This is a genomic window from Buttiauxella selenatireducens (assembly GCF_031432975.1).
In the GTDB taxonomy this organism is placed as follows: domain Bacteria; phylum Pseudomonadota; class Gammaproteobacteria; order Enterobacterales; family Enterobacteriaceae; genus Buttiauxella; species Buttiauxella selenatireducens.
This window is the reverse complement of the sequence record NZ_CP133838.1, coordinates 4,591,206-4,609,902: the sequence shown is the minus strand read 5'-3', so window position 1 is coordinate 4,609,902 and position 18,697 is coordinate 4,591,206. Positions and strand designations below refer to the sequence as shown.

The following is an 18,697-nucleotide window of genomic DNA, read 5'->3' as shown; positions in this document are numbered from 1 at the left end:
TGTTATGGAACACATTACGTTGTCATTTCCGGCAACTCGCACCGTTAGCGGCAAAGCGCTGGCGGGTGTAGTTGGCTCCGGTGATATGGAAGTTCTGTTTACGGCGACTCAGGGTGAAACCCTGACTATCAACATCACGACGTCCGTAGATAACAGCGAACAACGCTGGCAGTCCCTGTTTGAGCGCATCGGCGCGTTAGCCAGCCTTCCTGCCGGGCAGATGCAGATCCACGATTTTGGCGCGACGCCAGGTGTGGCCCGTATTCGTATCGAACAAGTTTTTGAAGAGGTTGCCCATGCGTAACGACAGCAGCTTTATCGAACTCAAAGCGCGTGAACGTGCGCGCCTGTTGCTGGATGACGGCAGCTTCCGCGAGCTGCTCGACCCGTTCGAAGGCATTGTTTCACCGTGGCTAGAAGCCCAGGGCATCGTGGTGCAATCTGACGACGGCATGGTGGTTGCCAAAGGCACCATTAACGGCGGCCCGGCGGTCGTGATTGCCATCGAAGGCGCTTTCCAGGGCGGCAGCATGGGCGAAGTTTCCGGCGCGAAAATGGCCGCGGCCCTTGAACTGGCAGCAGAAGACAACCGCAACGGCATTCCGACCCAGGCCGTTTTGTGCCTCGAAACCGGCGGTGTGCGTTTGCAGGAAGCGAACCTTGGCCTCGCGGCAATTGCCGATATTCACGCAGCTATTGTTGATCTTCGCCGTTACACGCCGGTTATCGGTGTGGTGGCGGGAACCGTGGGTTGCTTCGGCGGGATGTCCATCGCGGCGGCACTTTGCAGCTACCTGATTGTGACGCGTGAAGCCCGCCTGGGTCTGAACGGTCCGCAGGTTATCGAACAGGAAGCGGGGATTGATGAATACGACTCCCGTAACCGTCCGTTTATCTGGAGCATGACCGGTGGCGAAGTTCGCTACCAAAGCGGTTTTGTTGAAGCGCTGGTGGGTGATGGTGTTAACGCGATCAAACAAGCGGTTAACGACGCACTCGCCAAAGGGGTTCCTGCTCAACATCGTACTGATAACTACGCAGAGTTTCTGGAACGCCTGAACAATTTCGACACACGCAAACAAGCCGATGCCGAACAGATTAAACAGCTTTTTGGGGAGAAACGCGCATGAGCCAGAAACTGAATCGCGCCGCCATTTGGTTGGACAAACTGACAGCCAGCGCCCCGCGCATGGCCGGATTGTGTGCCTCCGTACAGGTTGCCGATGGTGAAGTTGACGGCAAAGCCGCACGCTTTATCGCGGTTGTGCCGGATGAAAACAACCATTATCCACGCGCAGCGGGTGGGGAAGTTGGCCTGCTTGAAGGCTGGACACTGGCGAAAGTGGTTAGCGAAACCATCGCCGAAGATGCTGAAAAGACAGAAAAACGCGCCATTGTGGCGGTGATCGATGTACCGAGCCAGGCTTATGGCCGTCGTGAAGAAGCGTTTGGTATCCACCAGGCATTGGCCGGTGCGGCAGCGGCTTACGCCAATGCGCGTCTGGCTGGCCATCCGGTTATCGGCCTGATTGTCGGCAAAGCGATGTCCGGAGCCTTCCTGGCGCATGGCTACCAGGCTAACCGCTTGATCGCGTTCAACGATTCTGGCGTGATGATCCACGCGATGGGCAAAGAGTCTGCAGCGCGTATCACGCTGCGTACTGTCGAAGCGCTGGAAAAACTGGCCGCGACCATCCCACCGATGGCTTACGACATCAGCAACTACGAAACTCTGGGCCTGTTATCCGCACTGCTCGATATTGCGAACCCGCAAGCGCCGCAATGCGAAGACATGGAAAAAGTGAATGCCGCGCTGATCACCGCAGTACGTGAGGCTCGTACCGATAACACTCTGAAAAGCCGGTTGAATGCGGAAAACCGCCGCAGCTCGGCTCTGGTTCGCGAGCGTATGCGGGCAATCTGGTAAACATCGTTTTAAAAAGACAGACCTGCCAGGCGACCCGATGGGCACGATCGTTGTGCCCAATAAAAAATAGCCGTCTGAAAATAAAAACTATCGCGCTCGTGCCAGATTTCTTTTTTTAACTACAGGTGAAGTTATGACTTACGTGATTGTTCATGCTCTTGCGCCCATTTTTGTCATCATGCTGCTCGGCTTTTTCGCCGGCAAAGCAAAGATGGTCGATAACAAAAATGTTTCCCTGCTCAATATCTTTGTAATGGATTTTGCACTTCCTGCCGCGTTGTTTAGCGCGACGGTTCAGACTCCGTGGGCCGGTATCGTCAAACAGTCGCCAATGAGTGTGGTGCTGGTTCTGGCGATGTGGATCACCTACGCCGCTATCTACTTTATGGCGACTAAAGTCTTCAAAAAATCTCCGCAGGATGCGGCGGTACTGACGTTGACCGTAGCGCTGCCAAACTATGCGGCTCTTGGTTTGCCTATTCTGGGAAGCGTATTGGGTGAAGGCCCAGCCACGTCATTGTCTGTTGCGGTATCTATCGCTTGCGGTTCCGTACTGATGACTCCGTTCTGTCTGATGATTCTGGAACGTGAAAAAGCCCGTGCGGCTGGCGAAGTGGCAGGCTCTACGCTTGCGATTCTGCCGGTTCTGATGTGGCGTTCGCTGAAAAAACCTATCGTCTGGGGTCCGCTGCTGGGTGTGGTGCTGTCGGCTATTGGCATCAAAATGCCTGACTTGCTGCTGTCGTCTATCAAGCCGTTGGGCTTGTCTGCCACCGCAGCCGCGCTGTTCCTGACCGGTGTTATCCTTTCTGCCCGTAAGCTGAAAATTAACACTGTGGTGTGCGTGGCAACCGTTACCAAACTGCTGATTCAGCCGTTCATTGCCTGGGGCATCGTGCTGGCGCTGGGTCTGAGTGGTCCGATTGCGATCACCGCGATTCTGATGATCGCGCTGTCTGCTGGTTTCTTCGGTGTAGTATTCGGCAACCGTTTCGGCGTGCAATCACCGGATGCAGAAGCCGTCTTGCTGTTGAGCTCTGTGCTCTCTATCCTGTCGTTACCGCTGTTTATCTCTTTGACTTCAGGAATGTAAATCATGAACGCACCGCACCCACACGACTTACTCTGGCTAACCGAAAGCGCAGCACTTGAAGGTGTGAGTGAAGAGTGGGTGGCAAGCCAGTGGCGGCTCGTGCTACCGGTAGTGGTGCGACGTGATGTCAACCATGAAGGGCGCATTCCAGTGGGTGTTCGTGGAATGCGCCGTGACCAGCGGGCGGCAGGATGGGTGAAAGCCGCGAAAATCAAACGCGTAATTTCCCCTGAATCTTTGGCTTCCCGCGATCTGTTAATCAACTCTCCGTTTGTTTCTATGCCACCGGTTCAGGGCGCAATTCAGCTCGCACTGCGTGAGTGGCCCTGGATTTGGGGCATTACGGGCAGCGTGGGTTACGCGCTGGCGACCGAAGTTCCGGTGCTGCATGCTGATAGCGATCTCGACCTGATTATTCGAAGCCCGGAGCGCGTTGAACGCGAGGCATTGCGGGAATGGCAGCAGGTCGCCGGGCAGTTGTTATGTCGCGCTGATACGCAAATCGAAACGCCGCACGGCGCTTTTGCGCTCAATGAATGGCTGCGTGATGGGCGTGTTTTGCTGAAAACCAACAGCGGGCCACAACTTGTCACTGATCCATGGGCGTTTAAGGGCTAAACATGAAAATTCTGTTCACTTTCCCTGGGCAGGGAACCCAACGTGCTGGCATGTTGCAACAGTTACCGCAGAATGGCGCGATTTTGTCACGTGTTCGTGCCGTTTTGGGCGATGAAACGGATTCGCTCGATACGCCAGACGCGCTGAAACACACCCGCGCGGTTCAGCTTTGTTTGTTGATTGCGGGCGTTGCTGCAGCAATTGAACTTGAGCGTCATGATGTTGTGCCGGATATGGTGTGCGGTTTGTCCATCGGCGCATTTCCCGCAGCGGTTGTCGCGGGGGCTTTAAGCTTTGAAGACGCGCTGCGCTTAGTTGCACTGCGTGGCGATTTAATGGAACAGGCTTACCCGCAAGGTTATGGTTTAACAGCGATTACCGGCTTGCAGTTAAGTCAGGTGGAAGCGCTGGTGAAAGGCAGCGGAACGTACATCGCCAATATCAACGCCGAGCAGCAAATCGTGATCGCCGGGCGCGATGATGAGATGGCGAACGTCGCGCAACAGGCGTTGGCAACTGGAGCGCAAAAGGTAAAACAGCTGGCGGTCAGCGTGCCGTCGCACTGCGAGTTACTGCGCGAACCGGCTTTAAAACTGCAACAGGCATTTAGCGAAGTCACGCTAACGCGCCCGAACTGCACGTATCTTAGCGGCAGCACCGCGCGCGTGGCCTGGCAGCCGGAGCACATTGCCGAAGATTTGGCGCTGAATATGTCGCGTACGGTTCGCTGGCGTGATGCGATGATTGCCGCCAATGAACGCGATGTGCGTCTGGCAATCGAAATGCCGCCAGGTAGCGTATTGACGGGCCTGACGCGGCAGGCATTCCGTGAAGGTGAAATGCTGTGTGCGGAACAAAACAGCGTGGCGCTGATTAAGCGCCTGGCCGAGCGCGTTAAAGCGGCTCGTTAGGCGTATCGCTAAACGAACGGGCGTACATGCGACCTTCGGCGGCGAGTGCCAATAAGTTCGGGTCGAGTTCGCGGCTACGGGCAAACACTATCGCGATGGACTGTTGCATTTGATACGGTTCGGCGAGCTTCAGTAGTTGCACGGAATTTTCATACACTTTCTTCATGCGCCCCGGCATTAGCGACAATCCCACTCCCGCCTGTACCAGACTGAGCATGGAGAAAATATCGTTCACTCGCGTGACAATTTCTGGTTCAAAACCGGCGATATGAAAGGCCTCCTGAAAACCTTTGTAAGTCGCAAACCCTTCGGCTAACGAAACAAACTTCTCATCAGAATAATCACGCAAATCTGCCAGCTTGCTGTTATCAAGCGGGAATGAGGAGGAGGCGGCGAGGAAGATATCGTCGTGAAAAAGCGGCAGCACTTCCAGGCGGTTACGGTCGATTTCACTTTCGGAGATAGAGATAAGAATGGCATCCAGCACGCCGTCTTCAAGCATATTGAGCAGCGTTTGGTTGGAACCCATGGTGAGATCCATTTCCAGTTCCGGGCGACGCAGTTTCATCCCCATGATCAGGCGTGGGACGGTTTCGAGCGTCAATGAGTAGAGCGTGCCGATACGCAGTCGGCCTTGCCCAACCCCTGCAGCCTGGCGGGTTTCTGTAATACCCCGTGCCATCAGTTCTACCACTTCTTTGCTGTGTTCAAGCAGCGTTAATGCCGCGGGCAGCGGCACCAGATTGCGACCTTTATGGATAAATAATGGGCAGCGAACACCTTCTTCAAGGGTATGCAATGCGCGATGGACGCTGACACCGCTGATCCCAAGCGCCTCAGCAGTACGGGCGATGTTTCCCTTTTCCATAAAAGACATGAATATTTCAAGCTTACGGAAGGTAATTTCTGCGTCTATTTTCATTGATTGCCCGAATGCCTGGCTCTACATATTTTCCATAAAGTATCCTAAAACCACACTTTCTTCACTGACTCATCCCCGCCTTGTTGTTTTTCAATACAAAAATTGCCTGTTTTTTGCGCTAAATGGGGCGTGATTTTGCGATCTTAATTACAAAATGAATCAAAATTTCTTTTTTAGTGAAATATAGTTTCAATATCCAATCATTCAGTGAGTAAATACCTCCGAATTGAACTAGTTCCGCAATGAAACTATGGATAATAGGGAGTATTAGGGATGCTGCATTTGAAAGATGTTATGCCAAAAATTTCGCTCGTTGCTACCGCTGTTGCCGCAACGATTTTGCTGAGTGGATGTGGCGAGGACGCTGCTCCATCAGGCACTGTTATGTTGAAAACCGCATTTAACCAATCTGAAAATAACCCACAATACAAAGCGTTAATCTCCTTCAGCGATAAACTGGAAGCGGCAACGAATGGCCGATACAAACTCGAAATCCACCCTAACGAACTGTTAGGCGATCAACGCGCTTCACTGGAACTGGTTCAATCTGGTGCGATTCAAATGGCGGTAGTAGCGAACCCACTGGTCGAAAACTTCAATAAGAACTTCTCGGTTCTGGCGATGCCGTATGTCTACGACAACCCTGAGCACCAGCGCAAAGTGTTCACTTCTGGTGTGCTGGATAGCCTGTTTGCGTCCACGAAAGGTACGGGTTTTGAAGTGATAACCGCATATACCGCAGGCGCGCGTAGCGTTTACACCAAAGGTGCTGCAGTCACCAGCCCGGCAGACATGAACGGTAAAAAAATCCGTGTCATGCAGTCTGACACGATGATCAAAATGCTCAGTTGCATGGGGGGAACGGGCGTACCAATGGGCCAGGGTGAAGTTTATTCCGCTATTCAGCAAGGCGTTCTGGATGGCGCTGAAAACAACGAAATTACCTACGCTGACCTCAAGCAATACGAAGTGGCTCCCTATTTCTCTAATACCCGTCACGTGATGGTGGCTGACCTGTTAGTCGCAAACGAAACCTTCCTTGCCAAAATGGACGAAAGCGACCGCGAATTGTTCCGCAAATTAGCCAAAGAGAGTACTCAGACTCAATTCGAGCTTTGGGATAAAGCGCTTGATGGCGCTCGTCAGACCGCGAAAGACAATGGTGCAACCTTTACCGAAGTGGATATCAAGCCATTCCAGGAGCGTTGCAAACCCTTGCAGGCTGCGATGTTGACCACCCCTGAACAAAAAGCGTTATACGAAAAAATCCGTGAGTTGGCCAAGTAATCAGGCTTAGAAGTTAGGGGGCAGGAATGCCCCCGTGGAGATAAAAATGAAAGCTGCTCAATCTGCTCCTTCAATTGCCGTGCCCAAATCGGGTATTTATTCGCAGGTCACGCGAGTCAAACTGGCCGTTGATAAAGTGGCGTCCTCTCTGTGTATTCTGATTGTAGGTTTAATGACTTTGCTGGTGACCTGGCAGGTTGCTTCCCGTTACTTATTGAATAGCCCAAGTGCGGTCAGCGAAGTGCTGGCGCGCTATTTGTTTATCTGGCTGGTCCTGATTGGTGGGGCCTATGTTTTTGGTCTGCGTGAGCATATGGCGATTACGTTTATGCGCGATAAAATGCCACGTAACTTACGTATTTCACTGGAAATCTTGGGTGAGCTTGCCACTTCTGTCTTTGCATTTTTGGTTCTGACAATCGGTGGTTACATCGGTATGAGCCGCCAGATGGCACAGCTTGATTCCGCGTTACAAATTCCTATCGGCATTATCTACATTGCGATCCCGTTAAGCGGTGCAATGACGCTGTTCTACTGCCTGTATAACCAATATGGGCTGTTCAGAAAGTTTTCTTCAAAACAAGATTGATTAGGTGTCGACATGGATATAGCCATTATTGTTGCTCTGGTAATGTTTTGCGGAGTGTTTATTTTGCTGATGGCGGGAACGCCAATTAGTATCAGTATTGGGATTTCATCCTTTGCTGCGATGTGTCTTATTTTACCTTTCGATGGTGCCATTCTCACATCCGCGCAGCGTGTGTTTGTTGGCCTGGACTCCTTTGCATTATTAGCCATTCCCTTCTTTATTCTGGCCGGTAATTTAATGAACAATGGCGGGATAGCCATTCGTTTAATTAACTGCGCAAAAATGATCAGTAATTTCCTGCCGGGCCCATTAGCGCAGACCAACGTGGTTGCCAACATGCTATTTGGTTCCATCAGTGGATCAGGCGTGGCATCTGCGGCAGCCGTCGGCGGCATCATGTCGCCCATTCAGAAAAAAGAGCAGTACGATCCTGCGTTTAGCGCCGCGGTTAACATTGCCTCTGCGCCAACGGGAATGCTTATTCCACCGAGCAACTCACTGATTGTTTATGCAACGGTTGCGGGCAGTGTTTCTATTTCCGCGCTATTTATGGCCGGTTATATCCCAGGTATCCTGTGGGGTTTAGGCGTGATGTTGGTGGCGGGCTTTATTGCTAAACGCCGTGGTTATGTTGCGGATCGCTCGGCGAATAAAGGCCAGACGCTTCGTATTCTGTTTGATGCCGTACCAAGCCTGATGATGATTGTCGTGGTTATCGGCGGTATTCTCGGCGGCGTATTTACCGCAACGGAAGCCTCAGCCATTGCGGTGGTTTATTCCCTGGTGCTGGGTATTATTTATCGCAATATTAAAGTAGAAGATTTGCCGCAGATATTCCTCGCGACGGCGAAAATGACCGCTATCGTTATTTTCATGCTGGCTGCGTCGTCTATTATGTCGTGGGTGATGGCATTTACTAAAATCCCGGCACTGATTGCCTCCGGTTTACTTTCTGCAACCGATAGCTTTATAGTCATTCTGCTCATAATGAATGTGGTATTGCTGCTGGTAGGGACCTTTATGGACCCAACGCCTGCGGTGTTAATTTTCACCCCAATCTTCCTGCCAATCTGCATGCAGTTCGGTATGGACCCGGTGCAGTTTGGCATCATGATGGTGTTTAACTTGTCACTCGGCACGATTACGCCGCCGGTGGGGCCAATCTTATTTACCGGCTGTAAAGTGGGGGATATTAAGATTGAGCGGGTCATCAAACCGCTGTTGCCATTCTTCGCGGTGATTGCGGTGGTTCTGATGCTGGTGACGTATTTACCGGCTATCTCCATGGCGTTGCCACAGAGTATGGGTCTGGTGAAATAAAGAAAAACGAGCGAGGTATCCCTCGCTCGTTTTTTTTCAGGTTGCTTACCGCATTTGGATGCCGCTTACATCGGTCAGAAGCTGTACTTCACCCCAACCATAGCGGACGAATCGCTGTAACCTTTATCGCCCACCTGAACACCCACGTTGCCCCACAGATTCAGATGTGGATTCAACTGGCCTTCAACACCGGTTTTGATTTCCCCGATATTGCGCGCACCGCTTTGATAAACACTGGCTCCGTCCATCCGCGTGCCAAAGTCATTGGTGTTGTGGATCCAGTTAGCTTCTACGAAAGGCTGGAAGATGCGGTTTTTACCGTCATCAATTTTGCTGTGTCCTTTCAGGTAGGTACGCACACCCAGACGAGTCTGGATATTACCGTCACCTTCACCGCTGACACGGGTTCCGTTGCTTTCACGGTGGTCGTCTGCCTTGACACCCATCCAGATTGCCTGTGCCTGAGGCTGGATAAACCATTCATTCGTAGAACCCTGGCTACCGATAAACTCACCCAGTTTGTGGGTGTAGCCCAGTTCCAACGAGGCGGTTACACCGCTTGATTTATAGGACTCACCCTGGATGTTCTGACCTTTCACATGGTTGTTAAACCAGCCGTATTGTGCCCAGCTGTCCAGGTAAGTCCCCTGGTGTGTTTCGTCATTTTCATACCATGTGGCGTAAAGACCCGCGCTGTAACCATCCACCGAACCTTCAGAGTGATATCCGGTGATATTGGAGTGGCTATTACTGCGGTTGTTACCGTAACCGGCCATTGCCCCCAGATGCCAGCGTTGCAGACCGTCGTTGCTCCACTGTGCGAGATCGCCACCCAGTTGCACGACATAGCGATTGCTTTGGGTGCTGATCTGTCCGCTGCTATCTTTCCAGCGGTTATGCCCACCCACCTGACGTAACCACAGGCTGGTGACTTTCTTCTCGCCGGTAAGCGCGTCGGTATACTGTGTTTCACCCAGACGATCATGCAGTCGGGTAATAAACATGGTATTGGCTGCCGCGAGGTTGGCGGTATAACTGGCAGATTCAGGGCGAACGGTCGGTTTGCCTTGATTATCCGGTTCAGGGTTAGGTTCTGGCGTTGGTGGTGTTTCCGGATCTTCCGGGTCGACAGGGTCTACCGGAGGCTCTGGCGGTACAATGATGTCTGGTTTTGGTGGCTCCGTTGTATCCAGGCTTGTCAGGAACCAGTCGGACCCTTTTTTCACCAGGCTGTAATCATAAGCGCCAGCAACAATACGTCCTGATTTAGCGAAAGTACCGTCTGACTGACCGTTCACTTCCACAACGCGGATCCCTTCAACGGTGCTGGCTCCGCCACCACCGGCATTGTTGATCTGCATAAAGGTGTTGCCGCTGGTATTGCCGTTGACCACGAGCTTATCGGTTACCGAAGCGTCATCACCCAGAACCGTGTTCATCTGCAATGTCCCGTCCTGGCCATTCCAGTTATTAACGGTCAGCGTGTGACCGCTGGTCATTGGCAATGTGGACGGCGCTGCATAACGGATGGTCCCGGCGAGGTTAACGTCACCGGCCATGGAATCCGCCGTCATGTCCCAGGAACTGGTTTTATCGATGTTCACATCCGTTGGGTCAATCCAGCCCGTCAGGTTTGCACCGTTTTGCAGAGACAACGTCGTGTTGTCTTTGCCAATGATATTACTGACCAGTTGTGCGCCGCCATTTGTGCCATCCAGCACTAACTCACCGCCGTCGATATGGGTGTCGCCCGTCCAGGCCGTTTTGCCGGTCAGCGTCAGAGAACCGTCGCCAGCTTTGGTCAGGCTGCCTTTGGCTGTGCCATCGATAATATCGCCGGCATAGCTGGAATCATCTGCGGTCGTTGCATTATTAGCGGTCAGCGTTGCACCGTTAAGTTGGACTTCACCACCGGTCCCACCCAGGCGGTTCACCCACTGGTTATTCCCGTTCAGGTCAAATACACCGCCATTGATGTTCACCGCTTTACTGCTGGCGATACTGTCAACGATGTCGGTACGCAATGTTCCTGCGTTGACCACCGTTTCGCCAGTGTAGCGATTAGCGGATTGTAAAGCTGTGGTGCCCGCGCCTTGTTGAGTGAGCGTGCCTGTACCGGAAATAACGCCCCCGAGAGTGGTTTCTGCTGGGTTGTTGATAACAAACGCGCTGTTATTGGTAATATCGCCCACGAGTGAGCCCACAGTACTGCCATCGCCAAGTTGCAAGGTGCCACCGCTGATCGTCGTTCCACCGGTGTAGATGTTTGCGCCCGTCAGCACGGTAGTGCCATTTAAGTTTGTCACTGAACCCTGGCCCGTCACGATGGGTGAGAAAAGGTAATTTCCCGACGTGTCAGAGTGGTTAAAGACCAGGGCAGTCGTGTCATTCAGTAAGTTAACTTTGGCCGTTTCCAGCGTTCCTGGTGCAGCTGCAGGCTCCCCGTCTTTCGTGCCGATATAAATCGTACTGGCGTCACCCGCGACATTAATGGCTTTTTCTGCCACCACACGGCCCCCATCGGCAACCGTCAGGGTTCCCGTACTTGAAGCGATGCTGGAATCTTTAGAGGTATAGCCGATGGTGAGGGTGCGGTTTGAACCAATATCCCATGTTGAGCCCGTCCCACTGACAAGAGCGTGGCCGACAGACCCGTCTTCAGCTGCAATTCCGCCGCCAGCGCTGTTGACTGTGCCGCCTGAGGTAATGTTCATAACGCCTGAGCCGTGGCGGCCCACATGTAATGGACCATCAGTAATCGTCCAGTTTGAACCGTCGCCACTGACGTTTACTGTACCGCTGGCCCCGTGGCTATCGCCAACATAAGAGGTTGATGTAGAAGTTACTTTGCCTGCGTTGCTGATATTCAGCGCCCCGGTGCCGTTGGTTCCGACGGTGATTCCCGAGCTTTGATCCGCATTAACAAATAAGTGAGAATCGGCACCGTCGACGTTAACGACGCCATTGCTACCGTTGTTTTGCCCGATATTAATAAACATGGCGTACGCTTCGCCGCCGTTCTTAATATCCAGCGTGCCATCGCCCCCGCCGCCCACTGCCGTGGTGCCACGGCCAGACGGGTCGTTTGAGGTGGTGACGCTGTCGTACCAGGTGCCACCATCAATAGTCAGCGTCCCTTTATCACCACGGCCATAACCCAGGACTGAACCCGTATCAAAGGCGGGATCTTGTCCTGAAACGACTGACTCGTTTTGTTTAATGGTGAGAGAGCCGGTTCCGCCGTCACCGATATATAAGGCTTTGGGGTCTGAAGGCAGGTCAGCCACTCTGGATGCGTCATTGATCGTTTCGGCACGTGCAGTGGTACACAGCGAGGCGACAATAAATAAACCTAGTCCTTCGCGGGATACCGCTTTATAAATATATTTCATACGTTTTATTATCTCGGAGCCTATTATTATCGTACTAATTATCTGGGATCCATTCCCATAATATTGGTAACGGCAAATTCATTATCTGGTTATATGAAGACGAACAGGAGCAAGCATCCAATGATGCAGTCTGCCTATTTTCCATACAACGCGTTGCCCGCTAATATATCATTTCTGGCAAAGTGGGTGAGATGGGGTGGTTATTATTAATGACCACTAAGTGTAATCATTAAATTGCACATATATAAACAGAGTGAATTTTTATCTATTAGCATCTATGCCTTCAAAAGAAATGCTATAAAAAACCACAAAGTTATCCAATGGTTTTGTTTGTTTAATTTATTGATTTTAAATGTTTTTTATTGCTTTTTGATACGTGTTTTTGTAAGGAGGGTTATGACGAATGTTGAAACCGTTTTTCTTACAAATATTGAGAGTATCTTAATTTATTACGCGACAATAAGTGGAATCAATAATTTACACAATTGGAATCGTGTTTCCTGATAATTATTCAATTAAAGCGTTCTGATTTTTCCAGTTAATAACCGTTTTGAAAAACATTAGTTATAGTGTGGTATGATTAATTAATTAAAAAAACCTGTCGATGAAATAAACAAAATGATTATTATTGTCGTTTATTTGGGCAGGTAAAGTCGGGCTGGTTATTTAATCATCCTTTGCTTGCCTGATATTCAAGAATTGATTCTCATTTAACCATTTACGGCAATGTCGCATTGCGCACCGCGCTGATCCCTTTTCTCATCATCCAACGGCTATAAGTCTTTCCAATATTTTCTCAAAAACAGCCCTCACATCACAATTTTGCTCAAAAAATATCACTGTGACTGATGAGTATTTCCTCATTAATCCGTGAGTGTTATCACATTAAACTGGCGATTTATCATGAATCGGCCACTTTTTGTGAGACATATCACTATTGAAGCCACGATTTCCACTTCGAAGTGGAAAACAACTCGCTACAAAGCTTTAACACCTCCCGATACCTTAAAAGCCTAATAGCGAAGAGGTACGTAGTGTGAATAGCGGAGCGGTAATGGTTAATGAAGCCGGGAGTACCGAGGTTACACAGCTTACAGAACGGGTGCTGGCGTTTATCTATACGCTGCTCAACAACAGAAACATCACGCCCAATGCGGTGCAAGAACAGATGCTGACTTCCCATGTTCGTGCCATGGCGCATCGGTCACTGACCGGCGAACCGTTGCCAGAAGTTGAAGAGAGCCTGTTTGAGGAAATCTCTGCTGACTCTCTGGATATGGCGAAAGCAGTGGTGGAACAGTTTGGCAATTTACCGGTTGAAGAAGCGTGGTTGTTGTCAGTGCATTTTGAAGTCGCGAAAGACAATCTTTGAATAATCAGGAGATAACAATGGAACAAATTACCGTAGTAATTGGCGACCGCCTGGGTAAAGGCCAGAAAGTGGCAGCAGGGATTGAAAAAGCGGGTGGCCGGGCAGTGGTTATTCCTGGTGTTGCCGCTGATATGAAATTGGGCGACGTGATGAAAGCAGAAAACGCCACCTTTGGGATTTCATTCTGCGGTAGCGGCGGTGCGGGTGCTATTACCGCGCAGACCAAACACGGCTATAAAGCCAAGTACGGCATGCGTTCAGTGGAAGAAGGCGTCACCGCAATCAATGAAGGCAACAATGTACTGGGCTTCGGCTTTATGGATAAAGAAGAGTTGGGCGAGCGCCTGGTTCTGGCCTGGGCCAAGAAGCACGGTAAGTGAGTATGAAAGAACACTTCTCAGAAACGGTGAGAGTGAAAGGGCGTGGCGATACTAAAGCCAAAGCCTTTGCTGACGCCCTGAATCATGTTCAGGGCTCGGTTATGAAATCGTCTCCCCATATTTTACTGCGTATTGAGCCACAGGATGTGCAGGTCATTCAGGCGCGAGTCCAGGTAAAGAAAGAGGCATTTTTGTTCTTCTTTCTCAAGCGTGAAAAGCAAATGTTCAGCGTGGAGTTGGATGTTAGCGTCAATGTTACCGCCATCAATATGGACAAAGTAGACTTTATTACATCCTAGCCCGTCATCCTTCGAGCCGCAGGTGCGTTGTCTGCACTCGCTTACCCCAGTCACTTACTTAAGTAAGCTCCCGGGGATAAACGAGCTTGTCGCCTTCCTGCAACTCAAATGATTTAGGGCATACATATCAATGTAAGAAGGAAGAAGGACAGACTGATGTTCTTAATCATACTAATAAAATCACTCATAATCGGGGGGCTCGTCGGCGTAGGTGTTGGCGCCGGGGCTGCACGTATGTTTCACGCACCAACCACTCAAGGTATGGGTGCTTTTCGTACATTAGGTGAACTTAACTCCTGCGAAGGAGATCCCGCTTCACACTTCTCATTCGGATTAGGTTTCTTCTTCAACGCCTGGGCATCTTCAGTTGCGGCGGGTGCTTTTACTCAGGACGTTGACCACCGCATTATCCCAAACTGGGGTGCTGCCGCGTTGATGGTGAAAAACCGCAACGTCGCTGAAACCCTGCATGACCCGAAAAAAATGGCAATCGCGTGCGGCATCATCGGCATGATTGTGGTCGCTTTTCTTAACTCCACCGCTTCTGCCGTTCCCGCAGCTTTACAGGTCACGGCGGTAAAAGTACTGGTTCCTGCGGCTAACTTGCTGGTTAACACTGTGATGCCGGTTATTTTCTGGCTGGCGGCGATTGATGCAGGTAAGAAATCAGGCTTCTGGGCCACGATTTTCGGTGGCTGCGCGCAATTGATTATGGGCAACGCCGTTCCGGGCCTGGTACTGGGTATCCTGATTGGTAAAGGCGTGGAAGAGAGCGGTTGGAACCACGTCACCAAAGTGATGATGGCTGCGATTGTGGCGCTGTTTGTGCTGAGCGGATTCTTCCGTGGCTTCGATATGAAGATGATTGAATCCTTCCATCTGACCGTGCCGAACTGGCTCGATCTGATCCACAGCTCGCTCAGCGGCAAATAACAGGAGCCTCGACATGGAACAAAATAAAGGTTTTTGGTATGCCGACTGGTCGTTCCCGATCTTCGTTGGCCTGCTTTCTTCCGGCGTGTTCGCCGGGACGCACATGTACTACCTGTACGGCATCGGCGCATTTAACGAAGTGGCCTTTGTGGCCATGCTGAAAGCGGGCATCGACACTGGTGTTTACGGCGCGGTGGCAGCGTTCGGCGCAAGCTTCCTGTTCGCCCGTATCATCGAAGGTTCACTGGTCGGGATCCTGGATATCGGCGGTGCGATTCAAACCGGCGTCGGGCTGGGTGTTCCGGCGTTGCTGCTGGGTGCAGGTATTATTTTCCCGGTGGCGAACTTCGCCGCATCGCTGGCGACGGGGTTGGTGATTGGCCTGGCCATTGGCTACCTGATCATTCTGGCGCGTAAATTCACTATCAACCAGAGCGATTCGACGTACGGCGCTGACGTGATGATGGGCGCGGGTAACGCTTCCGGTCGCTTCCTTGGGCCATTGATCATCCTGAGCGCGATGACCGCTTCTATCCCGATTGGTATTGGTTCCCTGATTGGTTCGCTGCTGTTTTACCTGTGGAACAAACCGATTACGGGTGGCGCAATTCTGGGTGCAATGATCCTTGGGGCATTCTTCCCGATCGCTTTATAGACAGGAGAACACCATGTTCGACTTGATCCTGCGCCAGGCTCGCCTGGTGGACGATACGGTTATCGACATCGCGCTCAAGGGCGGCAAAATTGCCGCACTGGGTGAGGTTATCGGCGATGCACATGAAGAGCGGCAACTGAACGGCGAGTTCTACGTCAGCGCGGGCTGGATTGATTCTCACGTTCACTGCTACCAAAAATCCCCTATTTATCATGATGAACCCGATAGTATCGGCATTCATACAGGGGTGACGACGGTTATTGACGCCGGAAGTACCGGTGCTGACGATATTGACGAGTTTTACGCGCTGACGCGCAAAGCCGCGACGGACGTTTATGCATTGCTGAACATCTCCCGCGTGGGGCTTATCGCGCAAAACGAACTGTCGGATATGGCGAATATCGACAAAGTTGCCGTGCGCGATGCCGTGCAACGGCACCCAGGTTTTATCGTCGGTATCAAAGCGCGCATGAGCAGTAGCGTCGTCGGTGCTAACGGCATCAAACCGCTGGAGCGAGCGAAAGAAATCCAGCGTGAAAATGGCGATTTGCCGTTGATGGTTCACATTGGTAATAACCCGCCTGATCTCGATGAAATTGCCGATTTACTGACGAGTGGCGACATTATTACCCACTGCTATAACGGCAAGCCCAACCGCATTCTGACGCCTGCGGGTGAACTGCGGGCCTCGATTTCTAAAGCGATTGCGCGGGGTGTGCGCCTCGATGTGGGTCACGGCACGGCAAGTTTTAGCTTTGAGGTGGCGAAAATCGCTATCAGCAAAGGCATTTTGCCGCACACCATCAGCTCCGATATTTATTGTCGCAACCGCATTAACGGCCCGGTGCATAGCCTCGGGATGGTGATGTCTAAATTCCTTTCTATCGGCATGTCTGTTCCACAAGTTATTGATTGTGTTACCGCTCATGCTGCCGAAGACCTGCGCCTTGCAAACAAAGGGCGTTTGTCTGTGGGTCTGGATGGCGACTTAACTATTTTTGCCTTACGCCGCCAGCCGACGGTATTTACCGACTCAGAAAGTCAGACTCTCCAGGGCGAACAGTTACTGGTTGCACTCGCTGCGGTTCGTGCCGGGAAGTGGTTTGCTACCGAACAAGGAAAAGAAGAACATGCCTTCAATCTATGAAAAATATAATTTAAAACAAGTCATTAACGCATCTGGCCGCATGACTGCGCTGGGCGTTTCTACTCCGCGTGCTGAAGTGGTTGAAGCCGTTGCCACCGGTATGAATCATTACTTTGAAATGAAAGACCTGGTGAACAAAACTGGGGAATACATCGCAAAATTGCTCGATGTTGAAGCGGCGACCGTGGTGTCTTGCGCCTCAGCGGGTATCGCCCAATCTGTGGCGGCGGTGTTAGTCAAAGATAACGCCTGGCTGATTGAAAACCTGCATGGCACCCCGCTTGAAAACAACGAAATTGTGCTGCCAAAAGGCCACAACGTGAACTTCGGCGCACCAGTCAGCACCATGGTTTATCTCGGCGGCGGTAAACCGGTTGAAGCCGGTTACGCCAATGAATGCTCTGCCGATCAACTGGCTGCGGCTATTTCCCCACGCACTGCCGCCATTTTGTATATCAAATCGCACCACTCGGTTCAGAAAAGTATGCTCAGCGTTGAGCAGGCCGCCGTCGTGGCGCGCAAACATAACCTGCCATTAATTGTTGATGCGGCGGCGGAAGAAGATTTGCAGTGTTACTACCGTGCCGGTGCGGATCTGGTGATTTACAGCGGTGGTAAAGCGATTGAAGGGCCAACCAGCGGCCTGGTGATTGGCAAACAGCAGTATGTCGAGTGGGTGAAGTTGCAAACCAACGGCATTGGCCGTGCCATGAAAGTCGGCAAAGAAGGCATTCTTGGCCTGACGTGCGCCATCGAGCACTATTTGACGGCAGCAAAAGAGACGGGCGCTCAAATGTCGGAAAAAATGACGCCGTTTATCGATAACCTCAATACCCTTAACGGCATCAACGCCCGCGTGGTGTGGGATGCAGCTGGCCGCGACATCGCTCGCACTGAAATCAAGTTCGACGAAGCGGTGATTGGTACCAGCACGGTGGAATTAGTGAGTGCGCTCAAGCAAGGCGAATACGCGATTTTCTTCCGTGGCTACAAGGCTAACGAAGGGATTATTGAAGCCGATGTGCGCAGCGTGAGCCCACAACAGCTAGAGATTATCTATCACTGCATTAAAGCATTGGTCAGCAAGGAGAAACAGGCATGAAATTGACCCCGAACTTTTATCGTGACCGTGTCTGCCTGAACGTGCTGGCGGGCTCGAAAGAGAACGCGAAAGAGATTTATCAGGCGGCTGAAGGTCATGTGCTGGTCGGTGTGCTTTCCAAAAACTACCCGGACGTTGCCAGTGCCGTAGCCGATATGCGCGAGTATGCGGCGTTGATTGAAAATGCCCTTTCTGTGGGCCTGGGCGCGGGCGATCCGAACCAGTCAGCCATGGTCAGTGAAATCTCCCGCCAGGTGCAGCCGCAGCATGTCAATCAGGTGTTTACCGGCGTGGCGACATCGCGAGCACTCGTTGGGCAACGCGAAAGCGTGGTCAACGGCCTGGTTTCGCCAACCGGAAGAGTAGGCTGGGTAAAAATCTCTACAGGCCCGCTGAGTTCTGGCGCACCGGATGGGGTTGTGCCTGTCGAAACGGCGATTAGCATGCTGAAAGATATGGGTGGCAGCTCCATCAAATACTTCCCGATGGGCGGGCTTGAGTGCCGTGAAGAGTTTGAAGCGGTTGCACGTGCTTGTGCGAAACACGATTTCTGGCTCGAACCGACCGGTGGCATCGATCTCGACAACTACGAAGAGATCCTCAAGATTGCTCTGGACGCGGGCGTGAGCAAAATCATTCCGCATATTTACAGCTCGATTATTGATAAAGCCAGCGGTAACACCCGCCCGGAAGATGTGCGTACGCTGCTGGAAATGACGAAGAAGTTGGTGGGCTAATCCCAAAAGCGGC

The 18,697-nt window shown here is 51.6% G+C and carries 19 protein-coding genes; 17 read left to right on the top strand and 2 right to left on the bottom strand.

From position 1 onward, the window contains the following. Positions 1-4 precede the first annotated feature (4 nt). From mdcC to mdcH, 6 genes are all read left to right on the top strand, one after another. Entirely contained in the window at positions 5-304 is a 300-nt protein-coding gene (gene mdcC, locus RHD99_RS21100; RefSeq protein WP_183272599.1) for a malonate decarboxylase acyl carrier protein, read from the top strand. After that, complete coding sequence (locus RHD99_RS21095) at positions 297-1,130, top strand: biotin-independent malonate decarboxylase subunit beta (RefSeq protein ID WP_309876387.1); 834 nt, start codon at positions 297-299, stop codon at positions 1,128-1,130. Before mdcC ends, RHD99_RS21095 begins: the two co-directional genes overlap by 8 nt. After that, entirely contained in the window at positions 1,127-1,927 is an 801-nt protein-coding gene (mdcE, locus tag RHD99_RS21090) for a biotin-independent malonate decarboxylase subunit gamma (protein ID WP_309876386.1), read from the top strand. Before RHD99_RS21095 ends, mdcE begins: the two co-directional genes overlap by 4 nt. 133 nt (positions 1,928-2,060) lie before the next feature. Then, positions 2,061-3,020 (top strand): AEC family transporter, encoded by a 960-nt coding sequence (locus RHD99_RS21085; protein WP_309876384.1) that lies wholly within the window; start codon positions 2,061-2,063, stop codon positions 3,018-3,020. 3 nt (positions 3,021-3,023) lie between these two features. Then, the gene (locus tag RHD99_RS21080; protein WP_309876382.1) at positions 3,024-3,638 is read left to right on the top strand and encodes a malonate decarboxylase holo-ACP synthase; all 615 of its coding nucleotides are present in this window, start codon (positions 3,024-3,026) and stop codon (positions 3,636-3,638) included. 2 nt (positions 3,639-3,640) lie between these two features. Further along, positions 3,641-4,549: a malonate decarboxylase subunit epsilon gene (gene mdcH, locus RHD99_RS21075; protein WP_309876380.1), complete on the top strand. Its 909-nt coding sequence runs from the start codon at positions 3,641-3,643 to the stop codon at positions 4,547-4,549. On the opposite strand, the gene RHD99_RS21070 is transcribed toward mdcH, so the two are convergent. After that, the gene (locus tag RHD99_RS21070; RefSeq protein ID WP_309876378.1) at positions 4,533-5,471 is read right to left on the bottom strand and encodes a LysR family transcriptional regulator; all 939 of its coding nucleotides are present in this window, start codon (positions 5,469-5,471) and stop codon (positions 4,533-4,535) included. The two genes, mdcH and RHD99_RS21070, sit on opposite strands and share 17 nt — an antisense overlap. Before the next feature lie 273 nt (positions 5,472-5,744). Between RHD99_RS21070 and RHD99_RS21065 the strand changes: the two genes are divergently transcribed. The 3 genes from RHD99_RS21065 to RHD99_RS21055 are packed head-to-tail and all read left to right on the top strand — an operon-like array spanning position 5,745 to position 8,667. Further along, positions 5,745-6,758, top strand: a complete 1,014-nt coding sequence (locus RHD99_RS21065; RefSeq protein ID WP_221200571.1) for a TRAP transporter substrate-binding protein — start codon at positions 5,745-5,747, stop codon at positions 6,756-6,758. Between the two features lie 46 nt (positions 6,759-6,804). Next, positions 6,805-7,347 (top strand): TRAP transporter small permease, encoded by a 543-nt coding sequence (locus tag RHD99_RS21060; RefSeq protein WP_309876376.1) that lies wholly within the window; start codon positions 6,805-6,807, stop codon positions 7,345-7,347. 12 nt (positions 7,348-7,359) lie between these two features. Further along, positions 7,360-8,667, top strand: a complete 1,308-nt coding sequence (locus RHD99_RS21055; protein ID WP_183272607.1) for a TRAP transporter large permease — start codon at positions 7,360-7,362, stop codon at positions 8,665-8,667. A 74-nt stretch (positions 8,668-8,741) separates the two neighbouring features. On the opposite strand, the gene RHD99_RS21050 is transcribed toward RHD99_RS21055, so the two are convergent. Then, the gene (locus RHD99_RS21050; RefSeq protein WP_309876374.1) at positions 8,742-12,059 is read right to left on the bottom strand and encodes an autotransporter outer membrane beta-barrel domain-containing protein; all 3,318 of its coding nucleotides are present in this window, start codon (positions 12,057-12,059) and stop codon (positions 8,742-8,744) included. A 1,054-nt stretch (positions 12,060-13,113) separates the two neighbouring features. On the opposite strand from RHD99_RS21050, the gene RHD99_RS21045 reads away from it, so the two are divergent. From RHD99_RS21045 to dagF, 8 genes are all read left to right on the top strand, one after another. Beyond that, positions 13,114-13,431 (top strand): glycine dehydrogenase, encoded by a 318-nt coding sequence (locus RHD99_RS21045; protein ID WP_309876372.1) that lies wholly within the window; start codon positions 13,114-13,116, stop codon positions 13,429-13,431. A gap of 17 nt (positions 13,432-13,448) precedes the next feature. After that, complete coding sequence (locus RHD99_RS21040; protein ID WP_183272610.1) at positions 13,449-13,811, top strand: SFCGS family glycine-rich protein; 363 nt, start codon at positions 13,449-13,451, stop codon at positions 13,809-13,811. A 2-nt stretch (positions 13,812-13,813) separates the two neighbouring features. Continuing rightward, on the top strand, positions 13,814-14,110 hold the full coding sequence (locus RHD99_RS21035; RefSeq protein ID WP_183272611.1) for a DUF4312 family protein: 297 nt from the start codon (positions 13,814-13,816) through the stop codon (positions 14,108-14,110). Between the two features lie 156 nt (positions 14,111-14,266). Next, positions 14,267-15,043, top strand: a complete 777-nt coding sequence (locus RHD99_RS21030; protein ID WP_309876370.1) for a DUF4311 domain-containing protein — start codon at positions 14,267-14,269, stop codon at positions 15,041-15,043. A gap of 13 nt (positions 15,044-15,056) precedes the next feature. After that, positions 15,057-15,698, top strand: a complete 642-nt coding sequence (locus tag RHD99_RS21025; protein WP_183272613.1) for a DUF4310 family protein — start codon at positions 15,057-15,059, stop codon at positions 15,696-15,698. 13 nt (positions 15,699-15,711) lie between these two features. Further along, the gene (locus RHD99_RS21020) at positions 15,712-16,845 is read left to right on the top strand and encodes an amidohydrolase/deacetylase family metallohydrolase (RefSeq protein WP_270140919.1); all 1,134 of its coding nucleotides are present in this window, start codon (positions 15,712-15,714) and stop codon (positions 16,843-16,845) included. Further along, a complete protein-coding gene (locus RHD99_RS21015) occupies positions 16,829-17,947 on the top strand; it encodes a DgaE family pyridoxal phosphate-dependent ammonia lyase (RefSeq protein WP_309876366.1) in 1,119 nt (372 codons plus the stop codon). The genes RHD99_RS21020 and RHD99_RS21015 overlap by 17 nt, the downstream gene beginning before the upstream one ends. Continuing rightward, positions 17,944-18,684, top strand: a complete 741-nt coding sequence (gene dagF / locus RHD99_RS21010) for a 2-dehydro-3-deoxy-phosphogluconate aldolase (protein ID WP_309876364.1) — start codon at positions 17,944-17,946, stop codon at positions 18,682-18,684. The genes RHD99_RS21015 and dagF overlap by 4 nt, the downstream gene beginning before the upstream one ends. The last annotated feature ends 13 nt before the right edge of the window (positions 18,685-18,697 follow it).

Bases quoted from the DNA above. Each gene is read 5' to 3' on its own strand.
- mdcC (WP_183272599.1), top strand. From the start codon at position 5: ATGGAACACATTACGTTGTCATTTCCGGCAACTCGCACCGTTAGCGGC.
- RHD99_RS21095 (WP_309876387.1), top strand. From the start codon at position 297: ATGCGTAACGACAGCAGCTTTATCGAACTCAAAGCGCGTGAACGTGCG.
- mdcE (WP_309876386.1), top strand. From the start codon at position 1,127: ATGAGCCAGAAACTGAATCGCGCCGCCATTTGGTTGGACAAACTGACA.
- RHD99_RS21085 (WP_309876384.1), top strand. From the start codon at position 2,061: ATGACTTACGTGATTGTTCATGCTCTTGCGCCCATTTTTGTCATCATG.
- RHD99_RS21080 (WP_309876382.1), top strand. From the start codon at position 3,024: ATGAACGCACCGCACCCACACGACTTACTCTGGCTAACCGAAAGCGCA.
- mdcH (WP_309876380.1), top strand. From the start codon at position 3,641: ATGAAAATTCTGTTCACTTTCCCTGGGCAGGGAACCCAACGTGCTGGC.
- RHD99_RS21070 (WP_309876378.1), bottom strand. From the start codon at position 5,471: ATGAAAATAGACGCAGAAATTACCTTCCGTAAGCTTGAAATATTCATG.
- RHD99_RS21065 (WP_221200571.1), top strand. From the start codon at position 5,745: ATGCTGCATTTGAAAGATGTTATGCCAAAAATTTCGCTCGTTGCTACC.
- RHD99_RS21060 (WP_309876376.1), top strand. From the start codon at position 6,805: ATGAAAGCTGCTCAATCTGCTCCTTCAATTGCCGTGCCCAAATCGGGT.
- RHD99_RS21055 (WP_183272607.1), top strand. From the start codon at position 7,360: ATGGATATAGCCATTATTGTTGCTCTGGTAATGTTTTGCGGAGTGTTT.
- RHD99_RS21050 (WP_309876374.1), bottom strand. From the start codon at position 12,059: ATGAAATATATTTATAAAGCGGTATCCCGCGAAGGACTAGGTTTATTT.
- RHD99_RS21045 (WP_309876372.1), top strand. From the start codon at position 13,114: ATGGTTAATGAAGCCGGGAGTACCGAGGTTACACAGCTTACAGAACGG.
- RHD99_RS21040 (WP_183272610.1), top strand. From the start codon at position 13,449: ATGGAACAAATTACCGTAGTAATTGGCGACCGCCTGGGTAAAGGCCAG.
- RHD99_RS21035 (WP_183272611.1), top strand. From the start codon at position 13,814: ATGAAAGAACACTTCTCAGAAACGGTGAGAGTGAAAGGGCGTGGCGAT.
- RHD99_RS21030 (WP_309876370.1), top strand. From the start codon at position 14,267: ATGTTCTTAATCATACTAATAAAATCACTCATAATCGGGGGGCTCGTC.
- RHD99_RS21025 (WP_183272613.1), top strand. From the start codon at position 15,057: ATGGAACAAAATAAAGGTTTTTGGTATGCCGACTGGTCGTTCCCGATC.
- RHD99_RS21020 (WP_270140919.1), top strand. From the start codon at position 15,712: ATGTTCGACTTGATCCTGCGCCAGGCTCGCCTGGTGGACGATACGGTT.
- RHD99_RS21015 (WP_309876366.1), top strand. From the start codon at position 16,829: ATGCCTTCAATCTATGAAAAATATAATTTAAAACAAGTCATTAACGCA.
- dagF (WP_309876364.1), top strand. From the start codon at position 17,944: ATGAAATTGACCCCGAACTTTTATCGTGACCGTGTCTGCCTGAACGTG.